Annotated in this window: 14 protein-coding genes and 2 pseudogenes; 7 read left to right on the top strand and 9 right to left on the bottom strand. The window is 64.1% G+C overall.

Translation table 11 applies throughout. From position 1 onward, the window contains the following. The first annotated feature begins 53 nt into the window (after window positions 1–53). Window positions 54–701, top strand: coding sequence for a stage II sporulation protein M (locus CP556_RS08010; protein WP_098725135.1), 648 nt, complete (start codon window positions 54–56; stop codon window positions 699–701). Window positions 702–912: 211 nt separating this feature from the next. Continuing rightward, window positions 913–1761 carry a DUF4382 domain-containing protein gene (locus tag CP556_RS08005; RefSeq protein WP_098725134.1) on the top strand — a complete coding sequence of 283 codons (849 nt, stop codon included), beginning with the start codon at window positions 913–915 and terminating at the stop codon, window positions 1759–1761. A gap of 78 nt (window positions 1762–1839) precedes the next feature. On the opposite strand, the gene CP556_RS26605 is transcribed toward CP556_RS08005, so the two are convergent. Then, window positions 1840–1974: a hypothetical protein gene (locus CP556_RS26605; RefSeq protein ID WP_255291426.1), complete on the bottom strand. Its 135-nt coding sequence runs from the start codon at window positions 1972–1974 to the stop codon at window positions 1840–1842. Between the two features lie 718 nt (window positions 1975–2692). Here CP556_RS26605 and CP556_RS08000 point away from each other — a divergent pair. Next, entirely contained in the window at window positions 2693–2893 is a 201-nt protein-coding gene (locus tag CP556_RS08000; protein WP_098725133.1) for a hypothetical protein, read from the top strand. A 192-nt stretch (window positions 2894–3085) separates the two neighbouring features. Here the strand turns inward: CP556_RS08000 and CP556_RS07995 are convergent, their stop codons facing one another. Next, window positions 3086–5683 (bottom strand): heavy metal translocating P-type ATPase, encoded by a 2598-nt coding sequence (locus CP556_RS07995; protein WP_098725132.1) that lies wholly within the window; start codon window positions 5681–5683, stop codon window positions 3086–3088. 84 nt (window positions 5684–5767) lie between these two features. Then, window positions 5768–6358, bottom strand: coding sequence for an AsnC family transcriptional regulator (locus tag CP556_RS07990; protein WP_098725131.1), 591 nt, complete (start codon window positions 6356–6358; stop codon window positions 5768–5770). Window positions 6359–6484: 126 nt separating this feature from the next. Here CP556_RS07990 and CP556_RS07985 point away from each other — a divergent pair, with 126 nt between their 5' ends. Next, window positions 6485–6682, top strand: coding sequence for a heavy-metal-associated domain-containing protein (locus CP556_RS07985; protein ID WP_098725130.1), 198 nt, complete (start codon window positions 6485–6487; stop codon window positions 6680–6682). A gap of 68 nt (window positions 6683–6750) precedes the next feature. Here CP556_RS07985 and CP556_RS07980 read toward each other — a convergent pair. Beyond that, window positions 6751–6930, bottom strand: a pseudogene (locus tag CP556_RS07980) (permease); the annotation flags it as partial. Between the two features lie 411 nt (window positions 6931–7341). Between CP556_RS07980 and CP556_RS07975 the strand changes: the two are divergent. Next, window positions 7342–7713 (top strand): SHOCT domain-containing protein, encoded by a 372-nt coding sequence (locus CP556_RS07975; protein ID WP_098725129.1) that lies wholly within the window; start codon window positions 7342–7344, stop codon window positions 7711–7713. A gap of 117 nt (window positions 7714–7830) precedes the next feature. On the opposite strand, the gene CP556_RS07970 is transcribed toward CP556_RS07975, so the two are convergent. Beyond that, window positions 7831–8727 carry an ABC transporter permease subunit gene (locus tag CP556_RS07970; protein WP_098725128.1) on the bottom strand — a complete coding sequence of 299 codons (897 nt, stop codon included), beginning with the start codon at window positions 8725–8727 and terminating at the stop codon, window positions 7831–7833. Beyond that, complete coding sequence (locus CP556_RS07965) at window positions 8724–9683, bottom strand: ABC transporter ATP-binding protein (protein ID WP_098725127.1); 960 nt, start codon at window positions 9681–9683, stop codon at window positions 8724–8726. The genes CP556_RS07970 and CP556_RS07965 overlap by 4 nt, the downstream gene beginning before the upstream one ends. A 172-nt stretch (window positions 9684–9855) precedes the next feature. Between CP556_RS07965 and CP556_RS07960 the strand changes: the two genes are divergently transcribed. After that, window positions 9856–10488, top strand: coding sequence for a helix-turn-helix domain-containing protein (locus CP556_RS07960; RefSeq protein ID WP_098725126.1), 633 nt, complete (start codon window positions 9856–9858; stop codon window positions 10486–10488). 48 nt (window positions 10489–10536) lie between these two features. On the opposite strand, the gene merB is transcribed toward CP556_RS07960, so the two are convergent. Both merB and CP556_RS07950 read right to left on the bottom strand, forming a co-directional pair. Continuing rightward, the gene (merB, locus tag CP556_RS07955) at window positions 10537–11175 is read right to left on the bottom strand and encodes an organomercurial lyase (RefSeq protein ID WP_098725125.1); all 639 of its coding nucleotides are present in this window, start codon (window positions 11173–11175) and stop codon (window positions 10537–10539) included. A gap of 109 nt (window positions 11176–11284) precedes the next feature. Further along, window positions 11285–13524, bottom strand: a pseudogene (locus CP556_RS07950) (copper-translocating P-type ATPase). 137 nt (window positions 13525–13661) lie between these two features. Here CP556_RS07950 and hisG point away from each other — a divergent pair. After that, window positions 13662–14522 (top strand): ATP phosphoribosyltransferase, encoded by an 861-nt coding sequence (gene hisG / locus CP556_RS07945; RefSeq protein WP_098725124.1) that lies wholly within the window; start codon window positions 13662–13664, stop codon window positions 14520–14522. Window positions 14523–14613: 91 nt separating this feature from the next. On the opposite strand, the gene CP556_RS07940 is transcribed toward hisG, so the two are convergent. Next, window positions 14614–15033 carry a DUF7344 domain-containing protein gene (locus tag CP556_RS07940; RefSeq protein ID WP_098725123.1) on the bottom strand — a complete coding sequence of 140 codons (420 nt, stop codon included), beginning with the start codon at window positions 15031–15033 and terminating at the stop codon, window positions 14614–14616. Between the last annotated feature and the right edge of the window lie 28 nt (window positions 15034–15061).

The following is a 15061-nucleotide window of genomic DNA, read 5'->3' as shown; positions in this document are numbered from 1 at the left end:
CCACCCGCGAGACGAGCCGCGGGCTTTATGCGTTATTTCGGAAATATAAGACTATGAACGAACGAACCCAGCGCGAGCGTGACCGCTCCACCGGTGGCTATCCACCGCGCGAGGCGCTCGCGGACGCGTGGGACGAGCATAGCCGCTACGTTGGCTTCGCCGCTGGCCTGTTCGCGATCGGGATCCTCATCGGGATCGCGCTGATGGCAGCCGGCTACAACCTGCTCGAGATCATCGAAGAGATGGTTGGGGAGCCGCTCTTCCCGGATATCGGCGGGCAGAGCAGAACCGAACTCGCGCGCTTCTTGCTCGTGAACAACACGCGGGCGTTCCTGCTCTCGATCCTCGGCGCGCTTACGCTCGGTCTCCTGACGGCCTGGGCGATGGTGTTCAACGGAATCATTGTCGGGAATCTCGGCGCGTTCATCGCCAGCAACGACGGCATCGGCTTCATCCTCGTCGGCCTCCTTCCACACGGAATCTTCGAACTCCCCGCGCTCTTCATCGGCGCCGGCGTCGGCTTCCGACTACTATACCGGGTCGGCCAGCGGCTTCGCGGATCGCGCGACGCGATCCTCACGAAACGCTACTTCTACCGGACCGGGCTCCTCGTTCTCGCGGGCTGGCTGTTACTCGTCGTCGCCGCCGTCGTCGAGGCCTTCGTCACGCCCGCGCTGCTCGAGGCGCTGTTCGCTGCCTGACTCATTCTGGTGTACCGATGTACCGGAGCAACCGCAGGACGGTTCGCGGTTGCTCCGGCAATGACTTACAACAGATCGTATCAAAGGGCGGACAACAGCCTCACCGGAACATCGGCCAGCCCGCTGTTTTCCCAGTTTTGGAGGGTCTAAACGGTTGTGAACGGATCGAATCGTCGACCCCCTTTTACCGAATGGCTGACTGTCACTGCGTGTGAACAGACAAGCGGTCCAACTGATACTCGTGGCAGCCCTCGTCGCCATCGCCGGCTGTGCCGGCGGGATGGGTGGCACTCCAGAAAGCGATTCGCCGACCGACGACTCGTCCACCACGGACTCGAGCGATGGCGGGATGGGGACGGCCGCGTTCTACGTCAGCGACGACCCAAGCGTGATCGACGATTTCCAGCATCTCAACGTGACGATTACGAAGGTCGGATTTAAGCGAACCGGCGATCTGAGTGACGGCGACTCGAACGAGACCGACAGGAGCGGGAACGAAACTGACGGAGACGACGGGAACGAGTCCGACGATGGCTCCGAGTCGACGAACGAAACGGCGACTGAGACGGACGATAGCAACGAGTCGACGAACGAAACAGACGGCGAGACGGACGACGACGCGTCCGACGAGCACTGGGTCGAGCACGACGTCGACAATCGGACGGTCGATCTCACCGAGCTGAAGGGCGCGAACGCGTCCATGATCGACGAGTTCGAGTTGCCGGCCGGCGACTACGAGAAAGTCTTCATCTACGTCAGCGACACCGAGGGAATCCTGACCGACGGGAGCGAGACGAAAGTGAAACTGCCGAGTAACAGGCTCCAGATCAACTCGAAATTTACCATCGGGGACGGCGAGCGGGTCGACTTCGTCTACGACATTGCACCCCACAAGGCCGGTAACAGCGGGAAATACATCCTCAAGCCGGTGATCAGTCAGAGCGGCACCGGTGACGATGTCGAAATTCGCGACATCGACACGGAGAAAGACGACGGCGAGGACGGCGACAAACAGCGCGGCAACGGGAACGACGGCGAGAAGCAGGCCGAAGCGGCGTAAACTCGAGCACCGTCCGATCAGCCGCGGCCTGCGCACAGTTTACGTGGTCGATCGGCCGGCCGGTAGCACTTGATTCAGTTATCGGTTGTATCCACCCCGTTTGCCGTATTTCTCGTAGAGCGATTCGGGGCGACGCCGCGGCTCGGACTTGCTCGAGCCGAAGACGATCAGGTACGAACGCTGTGCGTGTCGTGCGAGGTTTTTATGTCTCATGAATCAGCATGGAATCATGCTTCGAAATCGTGGTGGTTTGGAAGCGCGTCTCGGGTGTGTCAGCACCCGGGACTTCGGTATCCGGACGAGGTGTGAAACTGAAACAGCGGATGTGACAGGTCGGTGTGCGAACTGAGCGAATGAGAGGGGCCAATTGCGGTTGAGTAGGGAGAAGACATATGGCACCCAACATTCATCAGTTGATATGAAGCGTCGGCTACTCCTCGCTGGAACGGGAACAGGGGTAAGTACTTTGCTTGCCGGTTGTTCAGGACTTGAGAGAGTAAGCGCACTGACTGGCGGGTCAAACTCGCCGAATCATTTCGTGCAACTCATAAATTTCAGGGACACAGCCTGTGAGGTCTTCGTTGAATGCGGATTTGACAGTGAAGTAGCCGAATATGGCCCAACAGTGGTGGAATCAGACGAGACTTGGCAGATCACACGGGTGAAGAACCAAGGGACGTTCACTGTTCGATTCTACGTGAATGACGAACTTGTGTGGGAAGACACACACGAAGTACCAACACCAGATGAGGGACGCTCCTCATTTGCCCAAGTAGAGTTACTTTCTGATGGTGGGACCCGAACACAGGTCATGGTAGAACACTAATTGAATAGTAAAGTTTGCTGAGTACTTCCTCTGTACTGAACGGAATTTTGTATACGAGTGTATCGGAGAACGGAGGTTTATTTCCGAAACGCCTCCAGAGACAGTATGGCGGAAACGCTCACAGCCCTCTACCAGCGCAACGAAGTGTTCTGGCTGGGATTGTCCGCAATTATTCTCGGAGTGTTGATTCCCGATACCCTCGCATTCGGGGGAATCAACCTCTCGGAACTGTTCGTCGTTACTGGAGGTGGCCTCCTGATTACGAGTGTTTTCGTCGGTATCTACAGACTCCTCACACCGACGTAACTGCCGGAGCGGTCGGCAACAGTGAGAGCGATACGGAGATACGTTGTACGTCCCGTGAGTTTCGTGGGGGCTGCTGAATGAAAAAAACCCATGTTATATCGATTGAGACGGACTTTGAACCGTCCGTTTCTACTCGAGCAAAATCCGGCCGAGGCTCGAGCAAAAAGCAGCCCCTCGAGGTCGGAGCGCCGCTCAGCGCCGAAGTCGCCCGAACAGTTCGTAGTCGTGATCCGGCGTGTACCGACGGAAGAGCAGGCTGTTCGAGAGGACCGACACCGAGGACAGCGCCATCGCGCCGGCCGCGAGGACGGGCTGGAGCAGCCCCAGCGAGGCCAGCGGGATCATCGCGGTGTTGTAGCCCAGCGCCCAGACGAGGTTCTGCTTGATCTTCTGGAGGGTGGCCTCCGAGATCCGGATCGCCTTCACCACGTCCAGCGGATCGTCGCGCATCAGCGTCACATCCGCAGCCTCGATGGCCACGTCCGTCCCCGAACCGATCGCCGTCCCGACGTGGGCGACCGCGAGCGCCGGCGCGTCGTTGACGCCGTCACCGACCATCATCGCCTTGCGATCCGTCGACTGGATGTCCTCGAGGGCGTCGGCCTTGTCCTCCGGCAGGACCCCCGCCCGGACGTTGTCGGGGTCGATTCCGACCCGCTCGGCGACGGCGCGGGCCGTCCGCTCGTTGTCGCCGGTGATCAACATCACGTCCAGCCCGCGCTCTCGCAGCGCAGCGACCGCCTCGGCCGAACTCTCTTTGACCGTGTCGGCGTCCGCGACCACGCCCGCGACCGCGCCGTCGACCGCGACCAGCATCGCGGTCTTGCCCTCGTCCTCGAGCCGTTCCATCGCCGCTTCAGCGGGCGACGGATCGACTCCCTCGCCCTCGAGCAGTCGCCGGTTGCCGACCAGCACCTCGCGGTCGGCGACGGTCGCCCGGACACCCTGTCCGGGGACGTTCTCGAACGCGTCGGGGTCGGCTAGCTCGAGGTCGCGCTCCTCGGCCCCCTCGACGATGGCCTGCGCGAGCGGGTGTTCGCTGTTGCGCTCGGCGCTGGCCGCGAGCCGAAGCACCTCATTCTGATTGAGCCCTGCTCGAGTCGCGAGCGCCCCGCCGTCGGCGGCTGGCTCGCCGCCGTCAGCGGCCGCTTCCGTCTCCCCGTCCTCGAGCGCGACGACATCGGTCAGCGTCATCTCGCCGGTCGTCAGGGTGCCGGTCTTGTCGAAGACGACGGTGTCGACGTCCTTCGCGCGCTCTAAGATATCGCCGCCCTTGAACAGGACGCCGTTTTGGGCACCCAGCGTGGAGCCGACCATCGTCGCCGCGGGCGTCGCCAGTCCGAGTGCGCAGGGACAGGCGATCAGCACCGCGGAGGCGAAGACGACGACCGCGAACTCGAACGTCGACAGCGCGGCCGGGCCGCCGCCGACCAGTCCCCACAGGGGGAGCGCACCCACGACGCCGGAGAGCGTCTCGGGGAAGAGGAACCAGACCAGCCCCCAGAAGATCGCGTTGAGGATGACCGCGGGGACGAAGTACGCCGAAATGCGGTCCGCGAGGTTCTGGATTTCGGGCTGTCGCGATTGTGCCTCTTTGACGGTCTGGACGATCCCCTGCAGAGCCGTGTCCTCGCCGACCTTGGTCGCCTCGACGGTCAACACGCCGTTCTCGTTGATCGTCGAGCCGATCACTTCGTCGCCCGCTTCCTTTTCGACGGGGACGGACTCACCGGTCACCATCGACTCGTCGACCGCGGACTGGCCGTCGACGACCACTCCGTCGGTCGGTACCTTCTCGCCCGGCCGGACCTTCATTCGGTCGCCGACCGCGACGTCCTCGAGGGGCACCTCTTCCTCGTTCCCGTCGTCGTCGACCAGCGTGGCCGTCTCGGCCTCCATCTCGAGCAGCTTCCGCAGGGCCTCGCCGGCCTGACCCTTCGAACGGGCCTCGAGGTAGTTACCCAGCGTGATGAAGACGAGGATCAACGCGGCGGTGTCGAAGTACATGCTACCGGCCAGCAGTCCCAACAGGACGACGAGGCTGTAGACGTACGCCGTCGACGAGCCCAGCGCGATCAGCACGTCCATGTTGGCGCGCCGGTTCTTCACGAGCGCGTTGTAAGAGTTGACGTAGAACGGGCGGCCCAGCACGAGCTGGACCGGCGTCGCGAGCAGGAACTCGAGCCAGCCAAAGTCGATTCCGAAGACGGTTTCCGGTATGAGCGTCCCACCGAGGAGGAACTTGTCGGCGAGGAAGAGCAGGAACGGGGCCGAGAGAACGGCACCGAAAATCGTCAGGCGGCGCTGTTTTCGCAGCTCCGCCTGTCGGGCCGCGTCGCGGCGCTCCCCCGCCGACTCCTCGTCGCCCTCATCGCGGACGGGCGCGTAGCCGGCCTCCTCGATCGCCCCGTAGAGGTCGGAAAGCGAGACGTCGTCGGGATTGTATTCGACCGTCGCCTCGTCGGTCGCGTAGTTCACGTCGGCGTCGATGACGCCGGGAACGTCCTCGAGCGCCGACTCGTTCGTTTCGGCGCAGTTCGCACAGGACATGTCCGTGATCCCGATCGACCGGCTTGCGCGCTCGGCACTATAGCCGGCCGTCTCGATGGCCTCGTAAATCTCGGCGAGCGATACCTCCTCGGGGTCGTACTCGACGGTGGCGTCGTCGGTCGCGTAGTTGGCGTTCGCCTCGCTCACGCCGTCGAGGGACTCCAAGGCATCGCCGATCGTCTGTGAACAGTTCGCACAGCTCATGCCCCGAATGTCCAGGTGTGCGGTCCGAGTACTCATTGAGAACTAGTACGGGATCCGACCTTACCCCCTTTACTGGTTACAATCCGAAGTTCAGCGGACTCGTTTCTTTGCGATCGAAGGTCAGACGCCCTCCTCGAGCCGGTCGTACCGCCCTCGGAACCGGCTCGCACAGGAGGGACAGCAGAAGTGGTACACCTCGCCGTCGATCCGGGTCGACTCCCCCTCGCTGTCGACGGTGTTCCCACACTCCGCGCAGGTGAGTGCAAACGCCGTTCCCTCGAGGGAAGGGGTCCACTCCGCGTCGTCCACCAGCGTGACGTCGTAGTCGACGCCGTCCGCGTCGGGGAGGAGCCCCTGAAGCCACTCGCGGACCTGTCGCACCTGCGCACGAGCGTAGAACCAGCACTCGCCGTCGGCGGTGACGAACACGTGCTCAACGGCGTCGGCGTCCGCGATGGTCGCTTTGCAGTCGTCGACGTCGGCCGCGGGAACGGTCGCCTGCACGAACACGGGGATTCCGGCTCGGAGCTGTGACTGATCCACGTCGACGGTGAATCCCTCGATGACGCCCGCCTCCTCGAGTCGCTCGACGCGGTCGGAGACGGCCGGCCCGGAGAGGTCCACCGCCTCGGCGATTTCGCTGTACGGTCGCCGAGCGTCTTCACCCAGTAGCCGCAGGATCTCCATGTCGGTCTCGTCGAGGTCGCGCATAGCGCTCGTTGAATCCAGCGATCAAAGAGCGTGGCGATTTTTTCTTTGTGTTCGAAAGTACTAGCCGTCTTTGAGTTAGCATTGAAAGTAGTAACGCACAAAGAATAGCCGCCCGTATCGTTTCGTATGAGTCAGACCATTACCGTCGAAGGAATGTCCTGCGAACACTGCGAGCAGACCGTCGGAGACGCGCTCGAGGATGTAGCGGGCGTCGAGTCGGTCGACGTCGATCGTGAGGCGGAACGGGCCACCGTCGAGGGGGATGTGGACACCCAGGTACTCGTCAGCGCGGTCGACGACGCCGGCTACGACGCAACGGCGTAGACGGAACTCGAGCGGCGGATGAACTCGTATTGTAGGCCATTGCCGACCGCTCTTGGAACCGGGATCAGCTTCGTGAGGATCGTGAGATCGCTCTCTCCGAGAACGTTCGCCATTCGCTCCTTCGAGACGTACACCTGAACGAGACTCGTGACCGTGAGCCCCATGCTGATCGCCCACGCCGCCGTCCAGAGGAACCCGACGCCGATCCGGAGCGACTCGAGGATTCCATCGATAAGTGTCGCCGCCATGCGTAGTAGATCGGATGGATCAGCTATTGCTGTTCTCCTTCGAAAAGCGTTGTCTGATCCGGCCCAGGCACTGATATCCAAAGTGAAATGGGGAGTGTGTATTGCAGAGGGTGGCGTGAAGACCGCTCGTTGGTCTCGTGGCGTCCCAGTACAGGGATCAATGAGGCCACCGATCACGCAAAACGATTCTGTACGTGGACATACTCCGCTGGAAGCAGGTATCGAGTGGTTCAACACGCTCCGAACGGGTGGCTCACTGGTCTCGGTTCAATGATGATCGCATAGTAATTCTAAACGATGGATATCAAAGATATTCCGGATCTAGACGCAAGGTTCGAAGGCAGAATCGCATTGAGTACGGAGGTCGTCTCTCTAGATAGAGACGGAACGATCCGTCACTGGTGAGATCTCATGGCAACAGAGACGAACGATACGAGACTCGTCACGATCGTCCTCATTACCCTCGGTGCCCTCGTGGTTCTGCCGACGGTCTTCATGGGGTTCGGCCCGATGATGGGGTTCGGCCCGATGATGGGCGGAATGTGGGGACACGGAGCGTGGGGTGACGGAACGGCACCCGGCTGGATGTCGCTCGTCGCCGTCCTGCTCCAACTCCTGTTCGTCGCCGCCATCATCGGTGGCGGATACCTCCTCTATCGTGCGATTGCCGGGTCGGACGACTCCGATCGGGCGCTCGAGGAGCTTCGCCTCACGTACGCTCGTGGCGAAGTGAGCGACGAGGAGTACGAACAGCGGCGAGACGCGCTCGAGCGGGACGGGTGAGGACCGGCGCCCTCGTGTAGAAACGTGATCCGTCGGCGACGACCGGCCGTTCGAACACGGTTCGTGAACGGGGCGTTCGGCCGCCTCGTGCTCGAGTCGATCGAAGCCGAGTCACCGTCACCCGAGGTCCGCGTCCTCGAACCGCCAGTAGCCCACGACGACGGGAACGAGTCCCCACGCGAGCAACACGACGACCGAGAACCAGTCGGCGAGGTAGAACGGAACCTCGCCCGCGATCCGGTTCGAGAGTTCGAGCGTCTCGGCTGACGCGGTAGCCGGGACGTCCTCGAGCGGGAACTCGGGGACCGCGTCCACCCGCTCGTCGAGGACGGCACCGGTGAGGACGCGATACGCCTCGAGCGGGTTGAGTCGCTTGAGGACGAAGTACCAGGTCTCGGCCCGAATCCCCGGCAGTGAACCGGTAGCCGCGTAGTGTATCCCGACGATCACCGGTTTCCAGAAGAACACCATTCCCACGAACGATCCGATGGTGAGCGTCCGCGCTCGTCCCTGGGTCGACGCGGCGGCCGACCCGCCGACTGCGAGGGCCGTGAACGTCAGCCCGAGCAGGACGCCGGTGGCCACGAACCCGGCGAACGTCGCGACGTCGGGGACGCCGTACAGCGCCACGACGAGGACGCTGGCCACGGCGAATCCGATAGTCAGCGCCGTCCCGGTAACGAGCAGTCGGCCGGCGAGTTTGCCGGCGACCACGTCGCCCCTGGAGAACGGATAGCTCAGCAGCACTCGCAGGCTCCCGGACCGGCGCTCGCCGACCACGGACATGTAGCCGGCGACCAGCGCGATGCCCGGGACGAACAGTTGCGCGAGCATCGCGACGCCCGAAAGGGCCATCGCGGCGCCGACGGTCACGGGCTCCGGGAAGAGCTGTTCAGCCGAGAGCAGCGACATCACCAGGAACGCGACGAAGACGAAGACGAGCCCCCAGAGCAGCCTCGAGCGCGCGGCGTCCTCGAAGTCCTTCCGGGCGACGTCTCGCCAGGAGACTGTCACGGTACCACCTCCGTGACGACGGCGGGGTCATTCACCGGTGATTCGGTACCGTCGCCGTCCGTCGTGTACGCCGTGAACACGTCCTCGAGGGACGCTTCCTCGGAGTCGATGTCGAGGATATCGACGCCGGCGTTCGTCAGTCGGGTCACGACCCGCGCTTTCGCACGCGAATCCGAACACGCGACCCGGAGGAGACCGTCCGCCAGCCGAACCGAATCGACCCCCTCGATATCGGTGATAGTGACGTCGATGTCGCCGGTCACGCGCAGGCGCAGTTCCGAGCCGGCACCGACGGTTCTCCGCAGTCCCTCGACGGTATCGACGGCCACTAACTCGCCCGCCGACAGGATGCCGACGCGGTCACAGACCGCCTCGACCTGGCCGAGAACGTGGCTCGAGAAGAACACCGTCGTCCCGTCTGCGGCCTCCTCGCGGACCAGTTCCCGCATCCGACGAATCCCGTGCGGATCGAGCCCCGAAGAGGGCTCGTCGAGGACGAGCAGGTCGGGATCGCCGACCAGTGCCATCCCCAGCGCGAGGCGCTGTTGCATCCCCTTCGAGTAGTCGCCGACCGACCGGGTGGCGTCGCGTTCGTCCAGTCCGACGCGGTCCAGTATCGCGTCGGGATCGTCGTCGGCGTCCGCCCACTCGATCGCGAACTCGAGGTGTCGGCGGCCAGTCAGGCGGTCATAGAGACTCATTCCCTCCGGAAGCACGCCGATTCGCTCGCGAAGCGTCTCCGACTCCTCGCGGACGTCCATGCCGAGTACCGTCGCGGTTCCCTCGGTCGGGCGCACGTAGTCCAGCAGCATGTCGATGGTCGTCGACTTCCCGGCCCCGTTCGGCCCGAGGAAGCCGAACACGTCTCCCTCCGCGACGCGCAGATCGAGGCCGTCGACGGCGACGACGTCGTCGCCGAAGCGCTTGGTGAGGTTATCTGTCTGAATCGCAGGCATCACCGCACGATACCGGCGCGGAACGCAAGGGCCGTTCTCCGAGTATACTGGGACGGTTTATCTACCCGCTCGAGCGACCGTCGGCCTTCGATTCAGGAGCCGTGGAGACTGGTACGGGAAGTGATCGGTGGATACCACTTTATTCGATGGCCGTCTGATGCTACCTAGAGCCATGCGAGAAGCCCGCGTGCGGATCAGCGACCCGGCGTTCGATCGGATGGGCATCGCGGAGCTCGTCTCGCTCTCTCGCGAGGCGGGGGTGCTGGGATTCGAGGAACTCGCGTGTCACGGAACCGGTGCGATCGTGCAGGTCGCGGTGGAGACGCCGATCGACGCGGACCGACTGTCCGACCTCGAGTACGTCGACTGGTGGGAGCGGATCACCGACTCGGAGAGCGACCACCGCTACGTGATCGCGTTTACCGCACCGGAGCTCCCCGAGAGCCTCACGGAGCGGGCGGACGATCTGGTCGGCACCTGCGAGCCTGACGTGACCGATCGGGGTGCCACCCTGTCGCTGGTCGGGTCACAGGAGACGATTTCCGGAACCGTCGACGAGTACGAGACGGCCGGTGTTTCGCCGGATCTACGGAAATTCGGGTCGTACGACGGCCGCGACCACCCGTTGGACGAACTGACCGAGCGGCAACGCGAGGCGGTCCGGACGGCCTACGAAATGGGGTACTACGAGGTGCCGCGAACGGTGACGACCGCGGACGTCGCCGCCGAACTCGACGTCGATCCGTCGACGATCGCCGAGCACCTCCAGCGGGCCGAGCGAAACCTATTGGGCCAGCACCTGTGAACGGGGCCGGTACGAGTCGAGACCGACGCCGGTCGTCCGCGCGGTCGGTCACGCGACGAGTTCGGCCGCCAGTTCCGTGGCACCCGCGAGCGGCATCGCGACGGTCGCCGCCGGAACGGTCGTCGCCCACCGTTCGTACGCCTCGAGATCCGGAAACGCCCTGACGTATGGACAGACCGCGGCGTAGATAGTCGAATGCGACGGTCCGTCGTCCGGCGGCAGCGCCACGGTTTCGTCGACACCGACGGAAAACACCGCCGTTTCGGGGGTGACTGTGAGCTCAGTCGTCCCCACAGCGCGCGCTTCGATTACCGCTCCGCCCGGGCTTTCGGTTCGAATCGCGACCGGTGTCTCCGCGAGCGCCGACAGAATCACGGCGTCGTAGAAACACCGGAAATAGTAGCGCTTCCCGTCCGTCTCGCCCCGGTGCGCCGTCTCCTCGCCGGTGTGGCACAGGTCGTCGACTGCGATCGGTCCGCCGCCGGTTCGGCGACGGATCTCGGTGCACCACTCGGCCAGCGTTTCGATCGCCTCCTCGCCGAGGAGCCGACCTAACGCAGCCCGGACATCGCTCGGGAGCGGTGCCTCGAGAACCGGTGTCTCCGGTATCCACCGATCGGAAGTCGATTCGGGTTCGTCCGCCTGTCCGTCGGTGGCGCTGTCGCAGGGGCACGGATCGTCTCCCATACTGTCCCGTCGAATGGCCACGGCTATCGGCTCGACTCCCAAATTACTGGGACCGTTTAGATGAGCGAGCAAGAACCGTACGGACGGTCGACGGGATCCAGTCATCGGATCAGTCCGCCGGTCGCGGCTCCCGCTGCGCGGAGACGCCCGGCAGGCTCGGGACCGAGAGATCCACGCGCCGGAGGAACTGTGCGTTGATCGCGACGATCACCGTGCTGAGCGACATGAGAAGCGCGCCGACGGCCGGCGAAAGGAGGATGCCGATCGGTGCGAGGATCCCGGCCGCCAGCGGGAGCGCGAAGACGTTGTAGCCCGCGGCCCAGACGAGGTTCTGTTGCATCTTCCGGTAGCTCGCCTGACTCAGTTTCACGAGTCGAACCACGTCCATCGGATTGTTCTTGACGAGGATGATGTCCGCCGACTGGACCGCGACGTCCGTCCCGCTCCCAATCGCGATCCCGATGTCGGCGCGGGTGAGCGCCGGCGCGTCGTTGACCCCGTCGCCGACCATCGCGACCGATTTGCCCTGCGCCTGAAGCGCCGTGATCTTCTCGTCCTTGTCCTCGGGCAACACCTCTGCGAACACCGTATCGATCCCGAGATCGGCCGCGACGGCGTTGGCCACGTCCTCGGAATCGCCGGTCAGCATCGCCACCTCAAGGCCGAGTTCGTGAAGCGCGTCGACGACCCGATAGCTCTCCTCGCGGATGACGTCCGCGAGTGCGAACGCGGCGACCGGCTTGCCTTCACGAACGAGATAAACCACCGTCTGTGCGTTCTCACCCGCTCGATCGGCGAATCGCTCGAGTTCCGCTGGCACGCCGCCCTCGAGTTCCGAGAGCAGGTTCGGACCGCCGACGTGTACCCGCTCGCCATCCACTGTCGCGCGAACCCCGCGCCCCTTTAACGCCTCAAACTCCGTGGCGGATCCCCTCGAGACGCCGCGCTCGTCGGCCGCTTCGCGAACCGCTCGAGCGATCATGTGTTCGGAGTCGCCCTCGACGGTCGCGGCGAGCCGCAGGGCGTCTTCCTCGGAGACATTACCGACGGTCTCGATGTCGACTACGCCCTGTTCGCCCTCAGTGAGCGTTCCGGTCTTGTCGAAGACGACCGTATCGAGGGTTCGGGCCCGCTCCATCGCGATGCGATCACGGACGAGCATCCCGTTGCGCGCGGCCAGCGAGGTGTTGATCGCAACGACGAGCGGAATGGCCAGTCCAAGCGCGTGCGGACAGGCGATGACGAGGACGGTAACGACCCGTTCGATCACCGTCGAATCGAATCCCACCGAGATCGTCCACGCGACGGCCGTGACGACGGCCGCGCCGAGGGCGACGTAGAACAGCCAGCCCGCGGCGCGATCCGCCAGCGCCTGCGTTTTCGATTCGCTCGACTGGGCCTCCTCGACCAGACGCATGATGCCGGCGAGAGTCGTCTCCTCGCCCGTCGCGCTGATCCGCACCCGGAGGCTGCCGTCGCCGTTTACCGTCCCGCCGATCACCTCGTCTGTGGGTTCCTTCGAGACCGGCGTCGATTCGCCGGTGATCATCGACTCGTTGACGTCCGACTCGCCCTCCTCGACGACGCCGTCCGCCGGCACGCTCGAGCCGGGCCGAACGAGGACGAGATCCCCTTCCTCGAGGTCGCTCGCGGGAACTTCTTCGGTCTCGCCATCGCTCGTAATCCGCTCGGCGGTATCCGGCATCAGCTTCGCCAGTTCGTCCAGCGCACTCGAGGCCCGCCGGACCGAGCGCATCTCGATCCAGTGACCCAGTAGCATGATGTCGATCAGCGTCACGAGTTCCCAGAAGAACGCCGACTCGGTCGGGACGACGAGGCTCGCGAGACTGTAGACGAACGCGACCGTGATAGCCATCGAGATGAGCGTCATCATCCCCGGCGCGCGCTCTCGCAGTTCCGGGACCGCCATCCGGAGGAACGGAACGCCGCCGTAGGCGAAGACGATCACCGCAAAGACGGGGGTGAGCCACTCGCTACCGGGGAACGCCGGCACCGAGAAGCCGAGCACGCCTGGAGCGTCTCGCTGTAGAGAAGGACGGGAATCGAGAGCAGCGTCGAGACGAAAAACCGCCGCCGGAACATCGTTTCGTGGCCGGCATGCATGCCGCCGCCGTGGTCACCGTGCTCGTGGCGGTCATCGCCGTGAGCGTCGCCAGCCCCGTGGCCGTCGTGCTCCTGTCGGTTGCGGATCTCGTCTCTGCCCCGTTCGGCGTCGTTGGCCTCGTCCTCGAGCAGGGACTCCTCGACTCGGTCCGACCGCTCACCGTTGCCTCGGTCGATATCGGACGGCACCGGATCGTCCTCGGATCGGCGGTCGTGGTCGTCCATTGGTCGGTTCTCGACCGGTAGCTATGTGGTCACGCACCAAGGAAGTGGGGCTTGGCTGCTCCCGGGAGAAGGGGCCGTGAGGTGGCCGTCGGTCGGATGAAAAGACAATTCCCGTCCCGCCGCCAAGACGCCAACATATGCGAATCGCCGTTCCCAACAAGGGCCGCCTGCACGAGCCGACGATCGACCTCTTAGAGCGGGCGGGGCTCCATCTCGAGAACGGAGCGGACCGAAAGCTCTACGCGGACACCGTCGACCCCGACGTGACCGTATTATTCGCTCGTGCGGCCGATATCCCGGAGTACGTCTCCGACGGCGCGGCCGATCTGGGTATCACGGGCTTCGATCAGGTGCAGGAGGCGCGCGTAGACAACGTCTCGGAGCTGCTCGATCTCGAGTTCGGGCGCTGCCGACTCGTCCTCGCGGCTCCCGAGGACGGCGATATCGAGCGACTCGAGGATCTGGCGGGCAAAACGGTCGCCACCGAGTTTCCGAACATCACCGAGGACTTCTTCGCCGATACCGGCGTCGAACCGGATATCGTCGAGGTGTCGGGCGCGACGGAACTCACGCCCCACGTCGAGATGGCCGACGCCATCGTCGACATCACGAGTACCGGAACGACGCTGAAGATGAACCGGCTGGCTATCGTCGACGAGGTGCTCTCGAGTTCCGTCCGGCTGTTCGGTCGCGACGACGTACTCGACGAACCCAAGATCGACGAGGTCAGGACCGCTCTCTCCTCGGTCAAGCAGGCCGAGGGCAAACGGTACCTGATGATGAACGTGCCTCGAGACCGACTCGAGGACGTCCGCGACGTCATCCCGGGGCTGGGCGGGCCGACGATCATGGACATCGCCGACGAAAACGACGATGAGGCGACCGTTGCTGTCCACGCCGTCGTCGACGAGCGAAACGTCTTCGAGACGATCACCGAGGTCAAAAACGCCGGCGCGAGCGGTATTTTGGTGACCGAGATCGAGCGACTGGTCGAGTAGTCCGGCCGGTCGGGACTCGAGGGGGTGGGTGAATTGGGACTCGAGTCGCTGGGTAAGCCGGGGCTCGAGCACCCGATCGATCCGAGTCCGACTACTCGAGTCGGGCGGCGATCGGTCGCTCGAGCGAGTCGAACTCGAGGAGCGAGCCGAACGCGGCGCAGTTCGCCGCCGGGCCGACGAGGCTCCGCACCCGATCGAAGCGCACGATATCGTGTTCCTCGAGCAGCGGGAGATGGGTTTCGCGGAGCGACGTGTGGATCCGCTGGCGCAGTTGGTGGATCGTCGTCCCGACCGTGGGGTCGTGTTCGGCGTCGGCGAGTCGGCCGACCAGCGTTCGGAGCGGGATCGGATCGTCGGTCGCGAGCACGCAGCGGAGGATCTCGCACCGGCGGTCGCTGTCGACGACGCGGGAGATTGTCTCGCGCGGGAGGGGGCGACGACCGAGCGCACCGTCGTTGCCGAGGCGAAACCGATCCGAAGCGGTCGGCGTAGGATCAGAGTGGATCGTCATGGGCACGAGAAAGTCAGTGACGGCACAT

The organism is Natrinema sp. CBA1119 (genome assembly GCF_002572525.1).
GTDB lineage: Archaea > Halobacteriota > Halobacteria > Halobacteriales > Natrialbaceae > Natrinema.
The sequence above is the reverse complement of the archived record's forward strand: the minus strand, read 5'-3'. Positions and strand labels throughout refer to the sequence as shown.